General features: G+C 70.2%; 17 protein-coding genes and 1 tRNA gene. 8 read left to right on the forward strand and 10 right to left on the reverse strand.

Annotated features, from left to right (window positions below):
* Positions 1-8 precede the first annotated feature (8 nt).
* The 6 genes from smpB to prfB all read right to left on the reverse strand — a co-directional run bounded on the left by smpB (position 9) and on the right by prfB (position 4,742).
* The gene (gene smpB / locus F1734_RS17705; protein WP_010594668.1) at positions 9-482 is read right to left on the reverse strand and encodes an SsrA-binding protein SmpB; all 474 of its coding nucleotides are present in this window, start codon (positions 480-482) and stop codon (positions 9-11) included.
* Between the two features lie 93 nt (positions 483-575).
* Entirely contained in the window at positions 576-1,481 is a 906-nt protein-coding gene (gene ftsX, locus F1734_RS17710) for a permease-like cell division protein FtsX (protein WP_010594669.1), read from the reverse strand.
* Between the two features lie 60 nt (positions 1,482-1,541).
* Complete coding sequence (gene ftsE / locus F1734_RS17715; RefSeq protein ID WP_010594670.1) at positions 1,542-2,231, reverse strand: cell division ATP-binding protein FtsE; 690 nt, start codon at positions 2,229-2,231, stop codon at positions 1,542-1,544.
* A gap of 31 nt (positions 2,232-2,262) precedes the next feature.
* Complete coding sequence (locus tag F1734_RS17720) at positions 2,263-2,706, reverse strand: Rv3103c transmembrane domain-containing protein (RefSeq protein ID WP_010594671.1); 444 nt, start codon at positions 2,704-2,706, stop codon at positions 2,263-2,265.
* Entirely contained in the window at positions 2,703-3,557 is an 855-nt protein-coding gene (locus F1734_RS17725; RefSeq protein WP_167522837.1) for a mechanosensitive ion channel family protein, read from the reverse strand. The genes F1734_RS17720 and F1734_RS17725 overlap by 4 nt, the downstream gene beginning before the upstream one ends.
* A gap of 60 nt (positions 3,558-3,617) precedes the next feature.
* Complete coding sequence (gene prfB, locus F1734_RS17730; protein ID WP_010594673.1) at positions 3,618-4,742, reverse strand: peptide chain release factor 2; 1,125 nt, start codon at positions 4,740-4,742, stop codon at positions 3,618-3,620.
* 78 nt (positions 4,743-4,820) lie between these two features.
* On the opposite strand from prfB, the gene hisN reads away from it, so the two are divergent.
* From hisN to F1734_RS17745, 3 genes are all read left to right on the forward strand, one after another.
* Positions 4,821-5,615 (forward strand): histidinol-phosphatase, encoded by a 795-nt coding sequence (hisN, locus tag F1734_RS17735; protein WP_017680856.1) that lies wholly within the window; start codon positions 4,821-4,823, stop codon positions 5,613-5,615.
* A 90-nt stretch (positions 5,616-5,705) separates the two neighbouring features.
* Positions 5,706-7,100, forward strand: a complete 1,395-nt coding sequence (locus F1734_RS17740) for an acyl-CoA dehydrogenase family protein (protein WP_026137793.1) — start codon at positions 5,706-5,708, stop codon at positions 7,098-7,100.
* Between the two features lie 43 nt (positions 7,101-7,143).
* On the forward strand, positions 7,144-8,352 hold the full coding sequence (locus tag F1734_RS17745) for an acyl-CoA dehydrogenase family protein (RefSeq protein WP_010594677.1): 1,209 nt from the start codon (positions 7,144-7,146) through the stop codon (positions 8,350-8,352).
* 147 nt (positions 8,353-8,499) lie between these two features.
* Here F1734_RS17745 and F1734_RS17750 read toward each other — a convergent pair whose 3' ends face one another.
* Complete coding sequence (locus F1734_RS17750; RefSeq protein ID WP_237210792.1) at positions 8,500-8,745, reverse strand: ion transport protein; 246 nt, start codon at positions 8,743-8,745, stop codon at positions 8,500-8,502.
* 50 nt (positions 8,746-8,795) lie between these two features.
* Between F1734_RS17750 and F1734_RS17755 the strand changes: the two genes are divergently transcribed.
* Positions 8,796-10,439: an acyl-CoA synthetase gene (locus F1734_RS17755; RefSeq protein WP_203010854.1), complete on the forward strand. Its 1,644-nt coding sequence runs from the start codon at positions 8,796-8,798 to the stop codon at positions 10,437-10,439.
* Between the two features lie 52 nt (positions 10,440-10,491).
* Here the strand turns inward: F1734_RS17755 and F1734_RS17760 are convergent.
* Positions 10,492-10,568 (reverse strand) — tRNA-Met (locus F1734_RS17760).
* A gap of 434 nt (positions 10,569-11,002) precedes the next feature.
* Between F1734_RS17760 and F1734_RS17765 the strand changes: the two genes are divergently transcribed.
* Positions 11,003-11,566, forward strand: coding sequence for a transglycosylase family protein (locus tag F1734_RS17765; protein WP_010594680.1), 564 nt, complete (start codon positions 11,003-11,005; stop codon positions 11,564-11,566).
* Between the two features lie 68 nt (positions 11,567-11,634).
* Here F1734_RS17765 and F1734_RS17770 read toward each other — a convergent pair whose 3' ends face one another.
* Entirely contained in the window at positions 11,635-14,631 is a 2,997-nt protein-coding gene (locus tag F1734_RS17770; RefSeq protein WP_029540056.1) for a UPF0182 family protein, read from the reverse strand.
* Positions 14,632-14,787: 156 nt separating this feature from the next.
* Between F1734_RS17770 and F1734_RS17775 the strand changes: the two genes are divergently transcribed.
* Positions 14,788-15,393 (forward strand): PPA1309 family protein, encoded by a 606-nt coding sequence (locus F1734_RS17775; RefSeq protein ID WP_010594682.1) that lies wholly within the window; start codon positions 14,788-14,790, stop codon positions 15,391-15,393.
* 14 nt (positions 15,394-15,407) lie between these two features.
* Here the strand turns inward: F1734_RS17775 and F1734_RS17780 are convergent, their stop codons facing one another.
* Entirely contained in the window at positions 15,408-16,433 is a 1,026-nt protein-coding gene (locus F1734_RS17780; protein ID WP_017680863.1) for a YlbL family protein, read from the reverse strand.
* An 88-nt stretch (positions 16,434-16,521) separates the two neighbouring features.
* Here F1734_RS17780 and F1734_RS17785 point away from each other — a divergent pair, with 88 nt between their 5' ends.
* Together F1734_RS17785 and F1734_RS17790 are read left to right on the forward strand one after the other, a co-directional pair.
* A complete protein-coding gene (locus F1734_RS17785) occupies positions 16,522-18,018 on the forward strand; it encodes a zinc-dependent metalloprotease (protein WP_119699874.1) in 1,497 nt (498 codons plus the stop codon).
* Positions 18,019-18,112: 94 nt separating this feature from the next.
* The gene (locus F1734_RS17790) at positions 18,113-18,961 is read left to right on the forward strand and encodes a hypothetical protein (RefSeq protein ID WP_010594686.1); all 849 of its coding nucleotides are present in this window, start codon (positions 18,113-18,115) and stop codon (positions 18,959-18,961) included.
* Positions 18,962-18,970 lie beyond the last annotated feature (9 nt).

An 18,970-nucleotide genomic window follows, 5' to 3' on the forward strand; every position in this document is an offset into this window, starting at 1 on the left:
GATCGCCGTCAGCGCATGCCCTTCACCCGCCGGCCGAGTTCGCGGGTCACCTCACGCTCGGCGGTGCGACGGGCCAGATCCTGGCGCTTGTCGTAGTCCTGCTTACCCCGGGCCAGCGCCAGCTCGACCTTCACCTTGCCGTCGGAGAAGTACATCGACAGCGGCACCAGGGTCTGGTTGCCCTCGCGGGTCTTGCCCACGAGGTTGTCGATCTCCCGGCGGTGCAGCAGCAACTTGCGGGTGCGCCGCGGGGCGTGGTTGGTCCACGTACCGTGTCCGTACTCGGGGATGTGCAACCCGCGCAGCCACACCTCACCGTCGTCGACGGTGGCGAACGCGTCGACGAGCGAGGCCTTGCCCTCGCGCAGGCTCTTGACCTCTGTGCCCAGGAGTGCGACTCCGGCCTCGTACGTGTCCAGAATGGTGTAGTTGTGCCGCGCCTTGCGGTTGGTCGCAATGACCTTGCGGCCCTTTTCCTTCACTTTCGGGCCCCTCCGGTCCTCGATGCGTCCGACAGATCTGTGTACAGCATAGGTAGCGGAGACAACCGGATATTCCCGCGCACCGGCGCGGAGCTATTCGCGCACGTACAGGCGCAGGGTGACGTAGGCGGTCAACGCCGCCATGCCGACGCCCACCAGCACCAGGATCGGCGAGACCAGCAGTACGTCGCTGTTGGAGATGCGGGCGACGATGTTGGCCTCGTAGACCTCCGAGAGCACCTCGTCGACGAAGGCACCCTTCGCGGCGAACAACCCGGCGATGGCCAGCGCCGCGCCGATCACGGCCGCCACGACGGCCTCGAGCAGGAACGGCAACTGGGTGTACCAGCGGGTCGCGCCCACCAGCCGCATGATGCCCACCTCGGTGCGGCGGGTGAACGCGGCGATCTGCACCATGTTCGCGATGAGCAGGATCGCAGCGACCGCCTGGACCGTGGCGATCGCGAACGCGGCGTTGCGGACGCCGCCCAGCACGCTGAACAGCCTCTCGACGAGGTCCTTCTGGTTGAGGACACTGTCGACCCCGGGGCGGACGGCGAACTGGTCCTCGATCACCCCGAACCGGTCGGGGTCGGAAAGCTTGATCTTGAACGAGGCCGGGAAGCTCTCGGGGCTGACGAGTTCGGCGAGTTCCGGCTGGTCCTTGAAGACCCGCTCGGTCGCGTCGGCGACGGCGTCCTCGCGGTTGAGGTACTGCACCGACACCACTGCCGGGGTGTTCTCGAGGTCCGAGCGCAGGGTCCGGCAGATGTCCTGCTCGCAGTCCGGGTCGAGGGTCGAGATGTCCTCGGTGAGGAACACCTGCACCTCGACCCGGTCGAGGAAGATCTGCTGCGTCTTGTCCGCCATCTGCACGACGAGCAGGCCCGCGCCGAACAGGCCGAGGGAGATCGCGGTGGTCAGGATCATCGCGACGGTCATGGTCAGGTTGCGGCGCAGGCCGGTGGCGACCTCGCTCAGGATGAAGCTGGCACGCATGGAGTGTCGAAGTCCTTCGGTTGCCGGAGGGGGCGAGTGCGGTGGAGCGGGAGAACGCGGTCAGCGGCCGACGCCGTAGACGCCGCGCGCCTCGTCGCGCACGACCCGCCCGAGGTCGAGCTCGACCACCCGGCGCCGCATCGAGTCGACGATGTGATGGTCGTGAGTGGCCATCAGCACGGTGGTTCCCGTTCGGTTGATGCGTTCGAGCAGCATCATGATGTCCTGGCTGGTGTCCGGGTCGAGGTTGCCGGTCGGCTCGTCGGCCATGAGCACGAGCGGGCGGTTCACGAACGCCCGCGCGATCGCGACGCGCTGCTGTTCGCCACCGGACAGCTCGGTGGGCAGGCGGTCGGCCTTGCCGGACAGGCCGACGAGGTCGAGCACCTCGGGCACGGTGCGCGCGATGACCGAGCGGGGCTTGCCGATCACCTCGAGCGCGAACGCGACGTTCTCGGCCACCGTCTTGCGCTGCAGCAACCGGAAGTCCTGGAACACGCAGCCCAGGTTCTGCCGCAACCTGGGCACCCGGCGCGCCGACAGGCGGTTGACGTGGAAGTCCGCCACGTGGATGTCACCCGAGGTGGGCGTGTCGTCACGCAGGAGCAGCCGCAGGAAGGTCGACTTCCCGGAACCGGACGGGCCGATGAGGAAGACGAACTCGCCCTTGTCGATCTCGACGCTCACCTTGTCGAGAGCCGGCCGGGTCGACGTCTTGTACGACTTGGACACATTCTCCAGGCGGATCACGCCGCCATGCTAGCCGTTATCGGACGGTGACCTAAGGAACCGACTCGCCGGTAGGTTCGGTGGGGGACGAATCGCCGAGGCCGGGAATCGGGATCTCGGGCAACCGCAGGCCGGGCTGGGTCGTCGTGGTCGTCGGGGCCGGGGCACCGGGCACCGCCTCCGAGCCGCGTCCGCCGGGAGTCGATCCGGTGCCCGTCGGCGTGGGGTCGGCCGTCGTCGGAGCCGGTTCGGTGGTGGTGGGGACGGTGGTGGTCGGAGTGGGCTCGACCGGGGCCTCCGGCACGTACGGCACGTACGGCACGTCGCTGACGACGACCGCGCCCGGCGGCGCCGCCGCGTTCTGCTCGTCCTCCGGATTCAGGTACACGTACAGCAACCACAGGCCGACCCAGAGCACGCACAGGCTCAACGTGGTGGTGCGCACCCGGCCGCCGAGGACGTGGTCCGGGATGTGGAATCGGCGTCGCTCGCTCACTGCACCGCCTCGATACCGTGGATCGGGGTGGAGGTGTCCAGCTGGGGGTTGACGCTCATCCCCCTGCGGCGCAGCGCCAGCGCGACGCGCACCCGGAGTTCGCGGCCCACCTGGAACTGCTTGCCGGGCAGGGTCCGGGCCACCATACGGACGCTGACCTGATCGACCTCGAGACTCTCGACTCCCATCACGGTCGGCTCGTCGAGCAGCAGTTCCCTGAGCTTCTCGTCCTCGAACGCCGCGACACCGACCTCGTGCAGGATGTCGTTGACCTCTGCGATGTCCGCGGTGACCGGGATCGGCACGTCGACGACGGCACGGGCCCAGTCCTTCGACAGGTTGACAGCCTTGTTGATCTGCCCGTTGGGCACGGTGATGACCTCGCCGGCGGCGTTGCGCAGTTTCGTCACCCGCAGGGTGACGTCCTCGACCGTGCCGACGGCATCGGCGGAGGCACCGGTGACCGAGATCTGGACGGTGTCACCGAACCCGTACTGCCGCTCGGTGATGATGAAGAATCCGGCGAGGATGTCCTGGACGATGCGCTGGGCACCGAAACCGAGCGCGGCACCGAGCACCGTGGCCGGCGCCACGAGGCTGCCGATGGGGAGCGCCAGGTAGTCGAAGACCTTCAGGGTCGCGACGATGTAGACGAACGTGATAACCACCCAGGTGATCACCTGCGCCACCGAGTGGCGGTGCTTGGTGACCTCCGAGCGCACCAGGGCGTCGGACTGCTGGTAGGTCTCGTCGATGCGCCGCGTGATCCGGCCACCGACCCAGCTCACGAATCGCGCGACGAGCGCGGCGCCGAGCACCGTGAGCGCGATCTGCAGACCGCTGCTCGACAGCCAGTCGAGAATCCTGCTACCGGGAAACAGGGTTCGATCCTCCGTGTCGCTGGTTCCGGACTACTGGTTCTGCTTCTGGTTCTCGCGCATGCGCCACCGGATGCCCTCCTCGAGGAACCCGTCGATGTCGCCGTCGAGGACGGCCGACGGATTGTTCACCTCGTGCTCGGTGCGCAGGTCCTTGACCATCTGGTAGGGGTGCAGGACGTAGGAGCGCATCTGGTTGCCCCAGGAGCTCCCGCCGTCGCCCTTGAGGGCGTCCATCTCGGCGCGCTCCTCCTGCCGCTTGCGTTCGAGCAGCTTGGCCTGCAGCACGCGCATGGCCGAGACCTTGTTCTGCAGCTGCGACTTCTCGTTCTGGCAGGTGACGACGATGCCCGTGGGGATGTGGGTCAGTCGCACCGCGGAGTCGGTGGTGTTGACGGACTGCCCGCCCGGGCCGGACGAGCGGTACACGTCGACGCGGATGTCGTTCTCGTCGACGTCGATGTGGTCGGTCGTCTCGACGACGGGCAGCACCTCGACCTCGGCGAACGACGTCTGGCGCCGGCCCTGGTTGTCGAAGGGGCTGATACGCACGAGCCGGTGGGTGCCCATCTCGACCGAGAGGGTGCCGTACGTGTAGGGCGCCTTGATCGCGAAGGTCGCGGACTTGATGCCCGCCTCCTCCGCATACGAGGTGTCATAGACCTCCACCGGATAGCCGTGCTTGTCGGCCCACCGGATGTACATCCGCATGAGCATCTCGGCCCAGTCGGCGGCGTCGACGCCGCCGGCGCCGGCGCGGATGTTGACCAGCGCGTCGCGCTGGTCGTACTCGCCGGAGAGCAGGGTCCGCACCTCCATCGCCTCGATGTCGGTGCGCAGGGCGGCACGCTCGGCGTCGGCGTCGGCCAGCGCGACGGTGCGGTCCTCCCCCTCCTCGCCCTCGGCGAGTTCGTAGAGCACCGGCAGGTCGTCGAGCCGTGAGCGCAGCTCCTCGACGCGCCGCAGTTCACCCTGGGCGTGCGAGAGCTGGCTGGTGACCTGCTGCGCATGCTCCTGGTCGTTCCACAACTCCGGGTCGGCGGCCTGGTGCTCGAGTTCGTCGATGCGCCGGCGCAGCTCGTCCACGTCGAGGACCGCCTCGACGGTCTCGAGGGTGGTCGCCAGTTCGGCCAGGTCTGCGGAAACATCGGGATGCACGATTCTCAAGGCTACCGGGTGTGCGGCGTGACCTCGCCACCGCTGGGGGCCGGGTGGGCCTCGACTAGCGTCTGGGGCATGAGCACGGACTTCTCGGCCGATCTGGATCTCGCCCTGCGCCTCGCCGACGAGGCGGACGCCATCACCCGCACCCGGTTCGGCGCCCTGGACCTGACCGTCACCGACAAGCCGGACCTGACCCCGGTGTCGGATGCCGATCTCGGCGTCGAACGCGCCGTGCGCGGCACGCTCGGCGCCGAGCGCCCGGGGGACGCGATCCTCGGCGAGGAGTTCGGGGGCGACGCGGTGTTCACCGGCCGCCAGTGGGTGGTCGATCCGATCGACGGGACCAAGAACTTCGTGCGCGGTGTGCCGGTGTGGGCCAGCCTGATCGCCCTGCTCGACGACGGCGTGCCGGTGGTGGGGGTGGTGAGCGCCCCGGCGTTGAACCGCCGTTGGTGGGCCGCGGCCGGCGCGGGATCGTGGCTGGCGTACGACGGCGGGCAGCCGCGCCGCATCTCGGTCTCGCAGGTCGCCGAGCTGTCCGCCGCGTCGCTGAGCTTCTCGAGCCTGTCCGGCTGGCGCGACCGCGGCCGGCGCGACGAGTTCGTCGCGCTCACCGACGAGGTGTGGCGGGTGCGGGCCTACGGCGACTTCTACTCGTACTGCCTGCTCGCCGAGGGCGCGGTGGACGTCGCACTGGAGCCCGAGGTGTCCCTGTGGGACCTGGCTGCGCTGGACGTGCTGGTCCGGGAGGCCGGGGGCCGGTTCACGAATCTCGACGGTGCGGCCGGCCCGCACGGTGGCAGCGCGGTCGCCACCAACGGAGCGCTGCACGACGGTGTGCTCACCCGTCTGCAGCACGCCGGATAGGGCACGCACCACCAACTTACTCGATAGTAGACAGCAATCTTACTCCGCAGTAAGATTGTGGGCGTCCGTCCCCACATCGAGAAACCTCTGGTGATCATGAGCAAGCAAGACAGTGTGGCCCGGAACACCCCCCGCGATACGTCCGCCGTGGGCCTGAACCCCCTCCGGCGGGACGCCATGGGCGCGGCGATGCGTGTGCTCACCCGGATCACCGGTTCGGAACTCGCGGACCGGTACAACCTCCGGCAGGCCATCGACCGGGTGACCTACCAGTCCACCAAGACCGGCTTCAAGACGCTCGGCGCCGCCACCCGCACCTTCAAGAAGGTCACCGGCGGATCCGGCACACCGCAGCGCCTCGACACCGCCGTCCGCACCGACCTGTTCGACCTGACCCCCACCGACGATCAGCAGATGATCGCCGAGACCGTCCGCGAGTTCGCCGCCGAGATCCTGCGGCCCGCTGCACACGATGCCGACGAGGCAGCCGCCGCCCCCGCCGACCTCCTCGCCCGGGCCGCCGAACTCGGCATCACCCTCGTCAACGTGCCCGAGGCATTCGAGGGAGCCGCCACCGAGCGGGGCGCCGTCACCAACACCCTCGTCGCCGAGGCACTCGCCCACGGCGACATGGGGCTGGCGCTGCCGATCCTCGCGCCGAGCGGCGTCGCGGTCGCCCTCACCCAGTGGGGCACCGAGGAGCAGCAGCGGACGTACCTGCCGGCGTTCGCCGGCGACGACGTCCCCCAGGCCTGCGTCGTGATCACCGAGCCGCGCGCCCTGTTCGACCCCTTCGCGCTGCAGACCAAGGCGGTGCGCTCCCCCAGCGGCTACCGGCTCACCGGCGTCAAGTCCCTGGTGCCGGCCGCCGGCAGCGCCGAACTGTTCGTCGTCGCCGCCGAACTCGACGGAAAGCCGTCGCTGTTCCTGGTCGAATCCGACAGCAAGGGCCTGGTGATCGAGGCCGACCCGTCGATGGGTCTGCGCGCCGCCGGGCTCGGCCGGCTGCACCTGACCGACGTCGCCGTGCCGCAGTCCGCCCTCCTCGGCGACGCCGACGCCGACGTGCGCGCCGAGCAGTACGCGGACGCCGTCCGCCTCGCCCGGCTCGGCTGGTCCGCCCTCGCCGCGGGGACCGGACAGGCCGTGCTCGACTACGTCGTCCCCTACGTCAACGAACGGGAAGCCTTCGGCGAACCGATCAGCCATCGGCAGGCCGTCGCCTTCATGGTCGCCAACATCAAGATCGAGCTCGACGGGATCCGGCTGGTCACGCTGCGCGGCGCCGCCCGGGCCGATCAGGGCCTGTCCTTCGCCCGCGAGGCGGCGCTGGCCCGCAAGCTCGCCACCGACAAGGGTATGCAGATCGGCCTCGACGGTGTCCAACTGCTCGGCGGCCACGGCTTCACCAAGGAACACCCCGTCGAGCGCTGGTACCGCGACCTGCGCGCCGTGGGCGTCGCCGAGGGCGTCGTCCTCGTCTGAGCCGCCCGATCCGGCAGCGTCCCCTCACACCTAGGAACCCGCGATGATCAATCTCGAACTTCCCAAGAGGCTCAAGGCGTCGGCGAACCAGGCCCACCAGGTCGCCGCGCAGATCTTCCGTCCCGTCTCACGCAAGTACGACCTCGCCGAGCACGTGTACCCCGTCGAACTGGACACGATGGCGGCGATGGTCGAGGGCCTCAACGACTCCGGCCAGGGCGCCTCGGGCGCGGCGCTCGGCCGCGGCGACGAGCCCAAGAAGCAGGCCGGCAACGTCAACGGCGGCAACATGGCGTCGCTGCTCAACGTGATCGAAACCTGCTGGGGCGACGTCGGTCTGACTCTCTCGATCCCCTATCAGGGCCTCGGCAACTCGGCGATCGCCGCCGTCGCCACCGACGAACAGCTCGAGCGCTTCGGCAAGGTGTGGGCGTCGATGGCCATCACCGAGCCCAGCTTCGGCTCCGACTCCGCCGCCGTGACCACCACCGCCGTCCTCGACGGCGACGAGTGGGTCCTCAACGGCGAGAAGATCTTCGTCACCGCCGGCGAACGCTCCACCCACGTGGTCGTGTGGGCGAGCGTCGACCGGTCGAAGGGGCGCGCGGCGATCAAGTCGTTCGTCGTCCCGCGGGACGCCCCCGGCCTCAGCGTGGCCCGCCTCGAGCACAAGCTCGGCATCAAGGCCTCCGACACGGCCGTCCTCGTGCTCGACAACTGCCGGATTCCGAAGGACAACCTGCTCGGCAGCCCCGAGGTGAACGTCGAGAAGGGGTTCGCGGGGGTCATGCAGACCTTCGACAACACCCGTCCGATCGTCGCCGGCATGGCCATCGGCGTCGCCCGCGCGGCGCTCGAGGAACTGCGCGGCGTCCTCGCCGAGGCCGGTGTCGAGGTGTCCTACGACGTCCCGGCCTGCAACCAGCACGCTGCGGCCGCCGAATTCCTCGCGCTCGAGGCCGACTGGGAGGCGGCCTACCTGCAGGCGCTGCGGGCCGCGTGGATGGCCGACAACAAGCAACCCAACTCGCTGGAGGCGTCGATCTCCAAGGCCAAGGCCGGCCGCACCGGCACCGCGGTCACCCTCAAGGCAGTCGAGCTGGCGGGTACCTACGGCTACTCCGAACGTCCACTGCTCGAGAAGTGGGCGCGCGACTCGAAGATCCTCGACATCTTCGAGGGCACGCAGCAGATCCAGCAGCTCATCATCGCGCGACGGCTGCTGGGCCTGTCGAGCGCCGAACTGAAGTAGCCGGTCACAGACCACTTCTCCGAGGGGTCGGGCCCCCGCCGTACTCACCGACGGCGGGGGCCCTCTCACGCTCCGGACCGGACCGCTACCCGCGCGGGCGGGCGGGATCACCCTCGCGCGGCGGAGCTCGTCGCGGAGCGCGACCACCTAGGCCGTCGGCGCGGCCACCTGTGCCCGAGTCGCCGCCTGGCTCGCCTCGTCCTGCTCCCCCACCCGCTCGACCAGCCAGGACGCCGGCGTGGCCGCCACGACACCGAGCAGGGCGATGACCGCGATCACCGGGGTGGCCGCGATCAGCCGTCCGACGGCTGCGACCGGCACTGCTCGGGCGGGAATCCCCCGGCCCTGACACCCCCGGTAGATCGGACGAATGTCCACTTCTGTGAAGTGCATCACCACTAGGGTTGCGGTGACGAATCCGGCACGAGCTCGAAGGGGACAGCATGCCCGGGCAGGACATCAAGGACAGGATCACCGGGGCCGTCGGGGAGGTGACCGACACACTGGGTGCCGTGCGGGTACTCGCGCGCTCCGGCCTGCTGCACTTCCCCCGGGTCGACCACGGAATCGGCACCCTCGTCGCCGTGAGCCGCTACGGCCCGTTCGCCGGACCGGTGCATGCCCACGCCGCGCGCGGCTACGACGCCGTCGCCCTCGTCGACGAGCGTGGCCGGTTGAGCTACGAGGAGCTCGAGGGACAGTCGAATGCGCTCGTACGGGCGCTGCAGGCCGACGGGGTCGCGGCGGGGGACGTGATGGGCCTGATGGCCCGCAATCACCGTGGACTCGTTCTCACCATGCTCGCGGCCGCCAAACTCGGCGCGAAGCTGGTCATGATGAATACCGGGTTCGCTCCGCGCCAGCTCGCGGACGTCGCGGAACGTGAAGGTGTCGGCACGTTCGTCTACGACGCCGAGTTCGCGGCGGTGGCCGCAGCCCTGCCGCCGGATGTGCGGACGTACAGCTCGTGGCCCGAGGGTGAGGAGCCGGGACCACCCGGCATCGAGTCCGTGCTCCCACAGTTCGATCGGTCCGCCGTTCCCGCGCCGAGCACACTCGGTGGTTTCGTGCTGCTCACCAGCGGCACGACCGGCACGCCCAAGGGTGCCCCGCGCGAGCGCACGTCGCCGCTCGCCTCGGCGCAGTTCCTGGACCGGGTGCCGCTACGGCCGGGACAGACGATGCTGATGGCGGCGCCGGCGTTCCACGGGACCGGCATCTCGCAGTTCGGACTCGCGCTGGCGCTGGGTCAGACCGTGGTGATGGAGCGGCGGTTCGACCCGCTCGAGACGGTTCGCCTGATCGAACGGCACCGGGCGAACGTGCTCGTCGTCGTGCCGACGATGCTGCAACGGATCCTGGACCTCGGGGGCGAGGCGATCGGCCGGTTCGACACGTCGAGCCTGCAGATCATCTTCTCCGCCGGCTCGGCGCTGTCGCCGGACGTGTGCCGGCGCACCCGCGAGTACTTCGGCGACGTCCTGCACAACCTGTACGGGTCGACCGAATGCGCGGTGGCCACCGTCGCCACGCCCGAGGACATCCGCCGGGCACCGGGCACGGCCGGACGGCCCCCGGTGACGTGCCGGGTGGAGCTGTACGACGAGGAAGGCAACCGCATCACCGAGCCCGGCAAGGTGGGCCGGATCTTCGTCGCGAGCGGGCTGAGCTTCGACGGTTACACGGACGGCCGGGACAAGGAGCGCATCAACGGACTGCTCTCGACGGGCGACGTCGGGCACTTCGACGAGGAGGGACTGCTGTTCGTCGACGGCCGGGACGACGACATGATCGTCTCCGGTGGCGAGAACGTGTACCCGCTGGAGGTGGAGAACCTTCTCGTCGAAAGGGACGACGTGTTCGACGCCGCGGTGGTCGGGGTGGAGGATCCGGACTTCGGTCACCGGCTGCGCGCCTTCGTGGTGCTGGCCGAGGGCTCCGCGCGCGACGCCGAGGAGATCAAAGAGTACGTCAAGGCGAACCTGGCGCGTTACAAGGTCCCGCGTGACGTCGTCTTCCTCGACGAACTGCCGCGCAATGCGACGGGGAAGCTGCTGCGACGCGTACTCGTCGACATGAAGCCCTGATCTCATGCGGAAGGGCCCGGCACCGGATGAACCGGTGCCGGGCCCTTCGGCGTGGTAGCGGGGACAGGATTTGAACCTGCGACCTCTGGGTTATGAGCCCAGCGAGCTACCGAGCTGCTCCACCCCGCGTTGCAGGAACGAAGTTACACGGCTCGGTGAACGGAATGCAAATCGCCTGGGCGAAGGCCTTTTTCGGGCGTCGTCGCGTGTCCTGGACCACACTCGGCACATGTTCCTCCTCACATAACGGAGGTGTAACGATCGCGTGACGGGAAGGTCGACATGCCGCGGTGACCTGCGCAGAAGCGGGTCGCTCGTCCCATCTGATGGACACCCGGGGCACGGTTGCGGCCGGTAGCCCGGGTCGCGACGCATCGGTACGGTCGGTCGCGGCTCGACACCACCGAGCCGACGCCGTCCCGCCGCCGCCGAGCTGCCCCGCGGGATCCGGTACGACGAAACCTTCGGGGGGCAGCGACGCGACCCGGCCGACTGTCCGCACCGCCACGACCGAGCGGTGCCCGGGGTCCGGCGTCGGCGAGCGCGGAGAGGATTCATCCCGCATGACCACTTTCTTCAGCAAGCGTGGCCTCGGCACGGCCGTTGTCACCGGCGCCCTCGTGGCGGTGCCGTTCGGCCTCGCCACCGGCACCGCCTCCGCTGCCCCGCACAACTGGGACGCGGTGGCGGAGTGCGAGAGCGGCGGCAACTGGTCGATCGACACCGGCAACGGCTACTACGGCGGTCTGCAGTTCTCGCAGAGCACCTGGGCGGCCAACGGCGGCACCGGCAGCCCGCACACCGCTTCGAAGGCCGAGCAGATCCGCGTCGCGGAGAACACGCTGCAGACCCAGGGCCCGGGCGCGTGGCCGGTCTGCGGTCAGTACCTGACCACCGGGAGCGAGGCCGCGCCCGCGCCCGAAGCACCCGCAACCCCGGCACCCGCAACTCCGGCACCCGCGACCCCGGCACCCGCAGCACCGGCACCCGCAGCACCGGCACCCGAGGCCGCGCCGGTCGACCAGGCCGTGGAGCAGGCGCTCGGTGTCGCCGGCGAGTTCGCCGCGCAGCACGGCTTCGCTGCGCAGTTCGACCAGGTGGTCGGCGTCGCACTGCCCGGACGCTGATTCGTCCCCCGAACGACGGGGCCCCGCGCACGATGTGCGCGGGGCCCCGCTTCGGTCGCGGCAGGAGATCAGCCGCCGGTGGACTGGTACGCCTCCACGGCCGCCTGCACTCGTTCGAGCGCCCGACCGTACGCTGCGAAGTCGCCGGTGCTCTGCGCCGCGCTGAGCTCGGCGAGCGCCGCGTCGAGTTCGGCGACTGCCGCCGTCCGATCCGCCGGCGCCGGAGCGGGCGCGGGGTTCGGCGCCGGAGCGGGCGCCGGTGCCGCCGCCTGGCCGTCCTGCGGTGTCCCCTCTGCCCCCTCAACCGGTGCCGGGGGTGTCGACTCGCCACCCGGTGCGGTGGCCGCACTGCCGACGCCGCCGCCGAAGACCTGGTCCAGTGCCGCGGCGAGGGTGGGGGCATAGCCGATCCGCACCCCACCGGCGGGCCCGGGCTCGCGATAGCTGACGATCACCCGGGACAGCTGCGGGAAGGTGGAGGTGTTTCCGCTCGCCGAGTTGCGTTCCGTGTACATCGGCTGGACGTACAGGATGCCGCCCTCGGCGATCGGCAGCGTCAGCAGATTGCCGTACTGGATCCGGTTGGACCGCTCGAGCAGAGTGCGCTCCGACGCGACGCGCGTGTCGGAGATCATCGCGTTCTGCGTCTGTGCGGGACCGAAGGTCTGGGTGTCGGTCGGCAATCGGAGGATCGTGAACTTGCCGTAGTTGTCGGGGTCCGAGTTCACCGAGATGTACGCGGACAGGAACTGCCGGTTGAAGCCCACCATCGCGGAGGTGAGCCGGAACGACGGGCGGGCCGTCTCCTCGTCACCGATCAGCACGTAGTAGGGCGGCTGATTGGCCGTCGTCTCGACCGTCGGGTCGCTCGGCACCGACCAGAACGCGTTGTTGGTGAAGAACTCGCGCGGGTCGTCGACGTGGTACTTCGCGAGCATCTCGCGCTGCACCTTGAACAGGTCCTCCGGGTACCGGAAGTGCGAGCGGAGCTCGTCGGAGATCTGGTCCTGCGGGGTCACCGCATCGGGGAAGACACCCATCCACGCCTTCAGGACCGGGTCCTGGTCGTCGACCTGGTAGAGGGTCACGGTGCCGTCGTACGCGTCGACTGTCGCCTTCACCGAGTTCCGGATGTAGGAGACCTCCTTGCGGGGCAGCAGCCGGCCGGTGTTCTGGTCGACGCTGTCCTCGACGAGACCTTCGAGGGAACTGCGCTGCGCGTACGGGTAGTTGTCGAGCGTGGTGTAGGCGTCGACGACCCACACGATGCGGCCGTCGACCGCCGCGGGATATGCGTCGCCGTCGGCGGTGAGCCAGGGCGCGACCTTCGTCACCCGGTCCCGCGGATCGCGGTTGAACAGCAGCTTCGACTCGCTGCCGATCGCACTCGAGAAGAGGATGTTGCGTTCGGCGTACTTCGAGGCGAACGCGAGGCGGTTGAACCAGTTGCCGATCGACACGCCACCCGAGCCGGTGTAGGTGTACTGCGCGGTGTCGGTGTCGTACTCCCGCGGGGCCTCGCCCTCGGCGGCACCGACGATCGCGTAGTCGGGCTCCTCCTGCGCGATGACCTCACCGAAGTAGATCCGCGGCTGCTCGACCGGGATCACCTGGTTGCCGGACTCGAGCGACGCGATGTCGCTGACCATGTACACCGGGTAGCCGCTGTTGCTGTTGGCGGCCTCCTCCGCGGACTCGCTCGCGGCGGCGTTCACCCGGTTGGCGGGGGCGGCGACCAGGCCGTTGCCGTGGGTGTACACCGTGTGCCTGTTGATCCAGTCGGTCTGGTTGCCCGTCAGGCTCGACGGCGACAGTTCGCGGGCGGCGACGATGTAGTCCTCGCGCTGCCCGTCGATCTCGTACCGGTCGATGTCCAGCGACGGCGGGAACCCGTAGAAGTTCTTCAGCTGCTGCTGCTGGGTGAAGGTGCGCGGCAGCACGTTGGGGTCGAGCAGACGGGTGTTGGCGATCGTCGTCACGTCCGCCGGCACGTTGCGCGGCGACGTGCTGCCCACGCCGGGGTAGTCCTGGTACTCCACGGTCTCGTCCGTGATGCCGTAGGCCTGACGGGTCGCCGCGATGTTGCGCTCGATGTACTCGGCCTCCTTGACGGCGGCGTTCGGCCGGACGGAGAACTGCTCGACCACCAGCGGCCACACGGCCCCGACGAGGATCGACGAGAGCACCAGCAGCGCGGTCGCCATCGCCGGGATACGCAGGTCGCGCAGCACGATCGCCGCGAAGAACGCCACCGCGCAGATGACGGCGATCGCCATCAGGATCAGCTTGGCGGGCAGCACGGCGTTGATGTCGGTGAATCCCGCGCCGGTGAACGTGGGCTCCTTGCGCCCGCTCCACAGCAGTGCGTACCGGTCGAGCCAGTACGCGACCGCCTTGAACGCGACGAAGATGCCGGCCAGTACGGCCAGCTGGATGCGGGCGGCGCGGGTGAGGCTGCCACCGCGGCCGGCGAGCCGGATGCCGCCGAAGATGTAGTGGGTGACCAGACTGGCGAAGAGCGCCAGGATGACGGCCACGAACATCCAGTTCAGCAGGAAGCGGTAGAAGGGCAGGTCGAAGGCGTAGAAGCCGACGTCCAGCCCGAACTGCGGGTCCGTGGTGCCGAACGAGCCGCCGTTGAAGAACATCTGCACGGTCACCCAGCTCGCCTGCGCGATCAGGCCGGACAGCAGCCCGAGCACGATCGGGATGCCGAGGCCGAACGTGCGCAGCCGGGACATCACCGTGGTGCGGTACCGCGAGATGGGGTCGTTGGGCCCGGATGCGGGCACGAACACGGGGCGCGATCGGTACGCCAGGAGCATGGCGAGCCACACCACGGCGCCCACGAACAGGCCCACGACGACGAACAGGACGATCCGGGTCAGCAGCACCTTCACGTACACGTCACGGAAGTCGACCTCACCGAACCACAGCCAGTTGGTGTAGGCGTCCACCAGTCGGGGACCGACCAGCAGCAGCACCGCGGCCACCACGGCCAGGCTCAGCAGAATCTTGCTGCGTTTCGACAGCGAAGGTACTCCGGTGGGGGGCCTCATGCCCACGTGCCACACTCCCAATTCTCCGGCGACGCGGATGCGCCGCAGCTGTTCACCTCGACTGTCACCCACGGCACTCGCGGTGACCGTTTCGCCCCACTCTACGGAATGAGGCGGCCACCACGCCGCGGCGGCGACGAGACCTGGCGACGGTGCAAGGATATGTCCGTGAGCGACAGTTATCCCGTCCCGTCCGAAGACGCCCTGCGCCGGTGCGTCGGTGAGATCGTCGACTTCGTCGACGCCGGTGGCTGGGGGCAGCCACCCCAGATGTTCGCGCTGGTGCCGACGGCCCTGCTGGCGGCGTCGGAACCGACGCTGCTCGACCAGCTCGACGCGGGCCACGAGTACACCCCGGTGGAGCAGGACGCCTTCCCGGACGACGTCGAGGGCGGCAGCCCCGCCCTCGACGAGTTCCTCGCCACCACCAGCTGGCCCGAATCGGTCGCCGGCTGTGCCCTGGTGCAGGAGATCGTGGTGCTGCCGCCGAGCGCGGAGTCGGATCTGGACGACGCGCTGGTCCCGCTGCTGGCGGATCCCCACGCCGCCGACGAGGCCGCCCGCGTCGCGGCGCACGGCCATCCGGAGCGGCGGGATGCGCGACTGATCGCGGCGGTGCTGCGGGACGGCCCGTCGCTGTCGCTGCTGCAGTTGCGGCCCACCGACGAGGACGACCCGTTCGCCGGGATCGAGCTGCGAACCTACGACAACCTCGCCCCCAACGTGGTGGCGGCGCTGTACGCGACCCTCGAACCGGGCGACGACTAGCGCCGGTCCCGCGTCTACCCGCAGCTCGGCGCGTCGCCCCCGCCGGCGAGCGAGCCGAGCGCACCGATCGCGCCCTCGAGGGTCTCGACCTCGACCAGCCGCATGCCGTCGGGAGCAGCGCTGCGCGCCTCGGCGCAGTTGTCGGCGGGCACGAGGAACACCGTCGCGCCGTCCTCCGACGCCGCGACGAGCTTGTGGGTGATGCCGCCGATCGGGCCGACGGCCCCGTCGGAATCGATGGTCCCGGTCCCCGCGACGACCGCGCCGCCGCTGAGCTCGCCGGGGCTGAGCTTGTCGACCACCGCAAGGCTGAAGATCAGCCCTGCCGACGGCCCGCCGACGTCGGCGAGGTTGAACGTCACGTCGAACGGCACGTCCGGCACCTCCTCGGGGCTGATGCCGAGGAAACCCTTCTCCGGATCGTCGGGGCGGGCGCCCACGGTCACCGCGACGGTCTGCTCGACACCGTCCCGCACGATCCCGATGTCGACCGGCGTATCGGGGGCGACGGCGGCGACGGCGCGCTGCACGCTGCCGGCGGTGGTCACCGGCTCCCCCGCGACGCTGACGAGCCGGTCGCCCTCGCGCAGCACCCCGGCGGACGGCCCGGACTCGCCGACTCGGGCGACGCGCAGGACGACGGGCAGATCGAGATGATGCAGGGCGGCGAGTTCTGCGCTGCGTTCGGACTGCTCGAACTGGGCGGCGTCCGCCTCCTTGACCTGCTCCCGGGTCGCGGTGGGTGGGTAGATCTGTTCGCGCGGGGCGATCCCGTACCGGCTGCCGAGCCACGCCGCGAGGGCCTGCGCCACGGTCAGGCGGTCACTGACACCGACCGTGGTCATCACGAGCTCGCCGGTGGTCGGGTCGGTGTCGGTGCCCTCGATGGCGACGACCGCCTTGCCGTCGACCTCGCCGAGGGTGTCGAACGTCGGGCCGGGGCCGAGCGCCACGTAGGGCACCTTCACATTCAGCGCCACCGTCACCAGCAGCAGCGCGGGGAACAGCACCGCCAGGATCGTCACGAGCCGTCGATTCACCCGGCCAGGGTATCCGGAGCGGCGGTGTTCGCGGTCAGCGTGATCGCGGGGGCCACCGCTGCGCGGTGGGCCTTGTACCGTTGACGACATGAGCGACACGCCTTTCGGATTCTCGAATCCCGACGACGACCCGGACCGCAGGAAGGATTCCGGTTCCGGCGCCGAGGGATCCGGTGCCGAGGGTGCCGGCTCGGCAGGGGGCGGGTCCCAGGGCGGCACTCCCGGCGGTTTTCCCTTCGGTTTCGGTGCGCCCGGCGCAGGCGGTGCCCCGTTCGGGGCCGGTGGCGACAACCCGTTCGGAGCGCAGGGCTTCGACCCGGCGGCGCTCGGGCAGATGCTGACGCAGTTCGGGCAGATGCTCAGCGGCATGGGCAGCGCGATGGGGTCCGGTGGTTCGGGACCCGTCAACTACGAGGTGGCCGCCAAGCTCGCCCGCCAGCAGATCGGCTCCGTGACCCCCGTCTCGTCCGGGTCCGCGGACGCCGTCCGCGACGCCGCGCACTTGGCAGAGCTGTGGCTCGACGGCGCGACGACGTTGCCCGCCGGCGCGACCCGCACCGTCGCGTGGACGCCCGTGGACTGGCTCGACAACACGCTCGGAACGTGGAAGCGCCTGTGCGATCCCGTGGCCGAGCAGGTCAACGGCATGTGGGTCCAGGGCCTGCCGGAGGAGGCCCGGGCGATGGCCGGGCCGATGCTCGGGATGTTCTCCCAGATGGGTGGCCTGGCGTTCGGCTCCCAGCTCGGCCAGGCCCTCGGACAGCTGGCCAAGGAGGTCCTGGCCTCGACCGACATCGGTCTTCCCCTCGGGCCCGAGGGCACCGCCGCGCTGATGCCCGCCGCGATCGATGCCTTCGGTGAGGGGCTCGAGCAGCCGGCGCAGGAGGTTCTCGTCTTCCTGGCCGCGCGTGAGGCGGCACACCAGCGGCTCTACAGCCACGTGCCGTGGCTGCGATCACGCCTGCTGTCCACCGTCGAGGACTACGCGCGCGGCATCCGGATGGACTTCTCCGCGATCGAGGACCTCGCGCAGGGCATCGACCCCGCGGCGCTGACGGACCCGTCGAAGATCGAGGAACTGCTCAGGGGCGCGGCGTTCGAGCCGCAGACCACTCCCGAGCAGAAGCAGGCCCTCGAGCGCCTCGAGACGTTGCTCGCCCTGGTCGAGGGCTGGGTGGAGACCGTGGTCGCCGATGCCCTCGGCGACCGGTTGCCGGGGGTGGCCGCGTTGAGCGAGACGCTGCGCCGTCGCCGTGCGAGCGGTGGGCCCGCGGAGCAGACCTTCGCCACACTCGTCGGTCTCGAGCTGCGGCCGCGGAAACTGCGCGAGGCCGCCGTCCTGTGGCGCCGCCTCACCGCCGATGCCGGGACGGAGGCACGGGACAAGGTGTGGGCCCATCCGGACCTGCTGCCGGACTCGTCGGACCTGGACAACCCGGCCGCTTTCCTCGATCGGATCCTCGGCGGCGAAACGACCACGTTCGACGATCCGATCGCACAGCTGCGCGAGACCGAGGCACGCGAGCGTGCCGAGCGGGAGAAGGGCGACTCCGGCGAGTCCACCGATCCCGACGAATCCGCCTGAGCGCGCTTCGACGCTGGTAGATCGCGGTTTCCCCCTGTGGACAACCGGCCTCGGGCACCCGGGGCGCGGCCCGGGGTGCCGCAGACTGGCGGGCATGACCACGGCCATGCACCAGCCCGGACCTGCGCTCGATCCTGCCCTCGAAGTGCTCCGTCGCCCGGACGGCTCGGTCCAACTCGGGTGGGGTCCCGATACCGCCGCCGTCCTCTCCCCCGGCGCAGGGCTCGACGCATTCGCCCTGTCGACGGTGCTGAGCCTGCTCGACGGGCGTTCGTCGCGCGCGGAGATTCTGGCCCGCACGGCGCAGGCCGGGCTGGCGGACGATGCCGTCACCGTCCTGCTCGACGAGTTGACCACCGTCGGCGCGGTCCGGGACCCGGGCGGGACCGTACCGGTGGCTCCCCGGGTGCGGGTGCACGGGCGCGGGCCCCTCGCGGATACGCTGGTCACCCAACTGACGGTCTCGGGCACCCGGCTGAGCCGGTCCGCCGCCTACACCGGCGACAGTGACGTCGCTCGATGGGACGTGCAGTGCGTGCTGCTCGCCGACGCACTGGTCCCCGATCCCCGGCTCGTCCGGGAGCTGATGCGGCACCGCGTGCCGCACCTGACCGTGCTGCTGCGCGACGGCCGTGGCATCGTCGGGCCGTTCGTCGTCCCGGGGCGCACGAGCTGTCTGCGCTGCGCGGATCTCACCCGCACCGACCTCGACCCGCACTGGCCGCAGCTCGCGGCTCAACTGTGCGACCGCGTCGGCTGTGCGGAGCCCCCCGTGGTGCTGGCGACCGCGGCTCTCGCCCTCGCCGAGCTCGACGCGATTCTCACGACCGTGGCGCCCGCGACACTGGACCGGACCCTCGAGGTGGACCTGCGCAGTCACCGGCTCGCGTCGCGGCGCTGGTACCGGCACCCGGATTGCGGGTGCGCCGGCCCGCCGGCGTGACGCGGGGTC

The organism is Rhodococcus ruber, assembly GCF_016804345.1.
GTDB classification, from domain to species: domain Bacteria; phylum Actinomycetota; class Actinomycetes; order Mycobacteriales; family Mycobacteriaceae; genus Rhodococcus; species Rhodococcus ruber.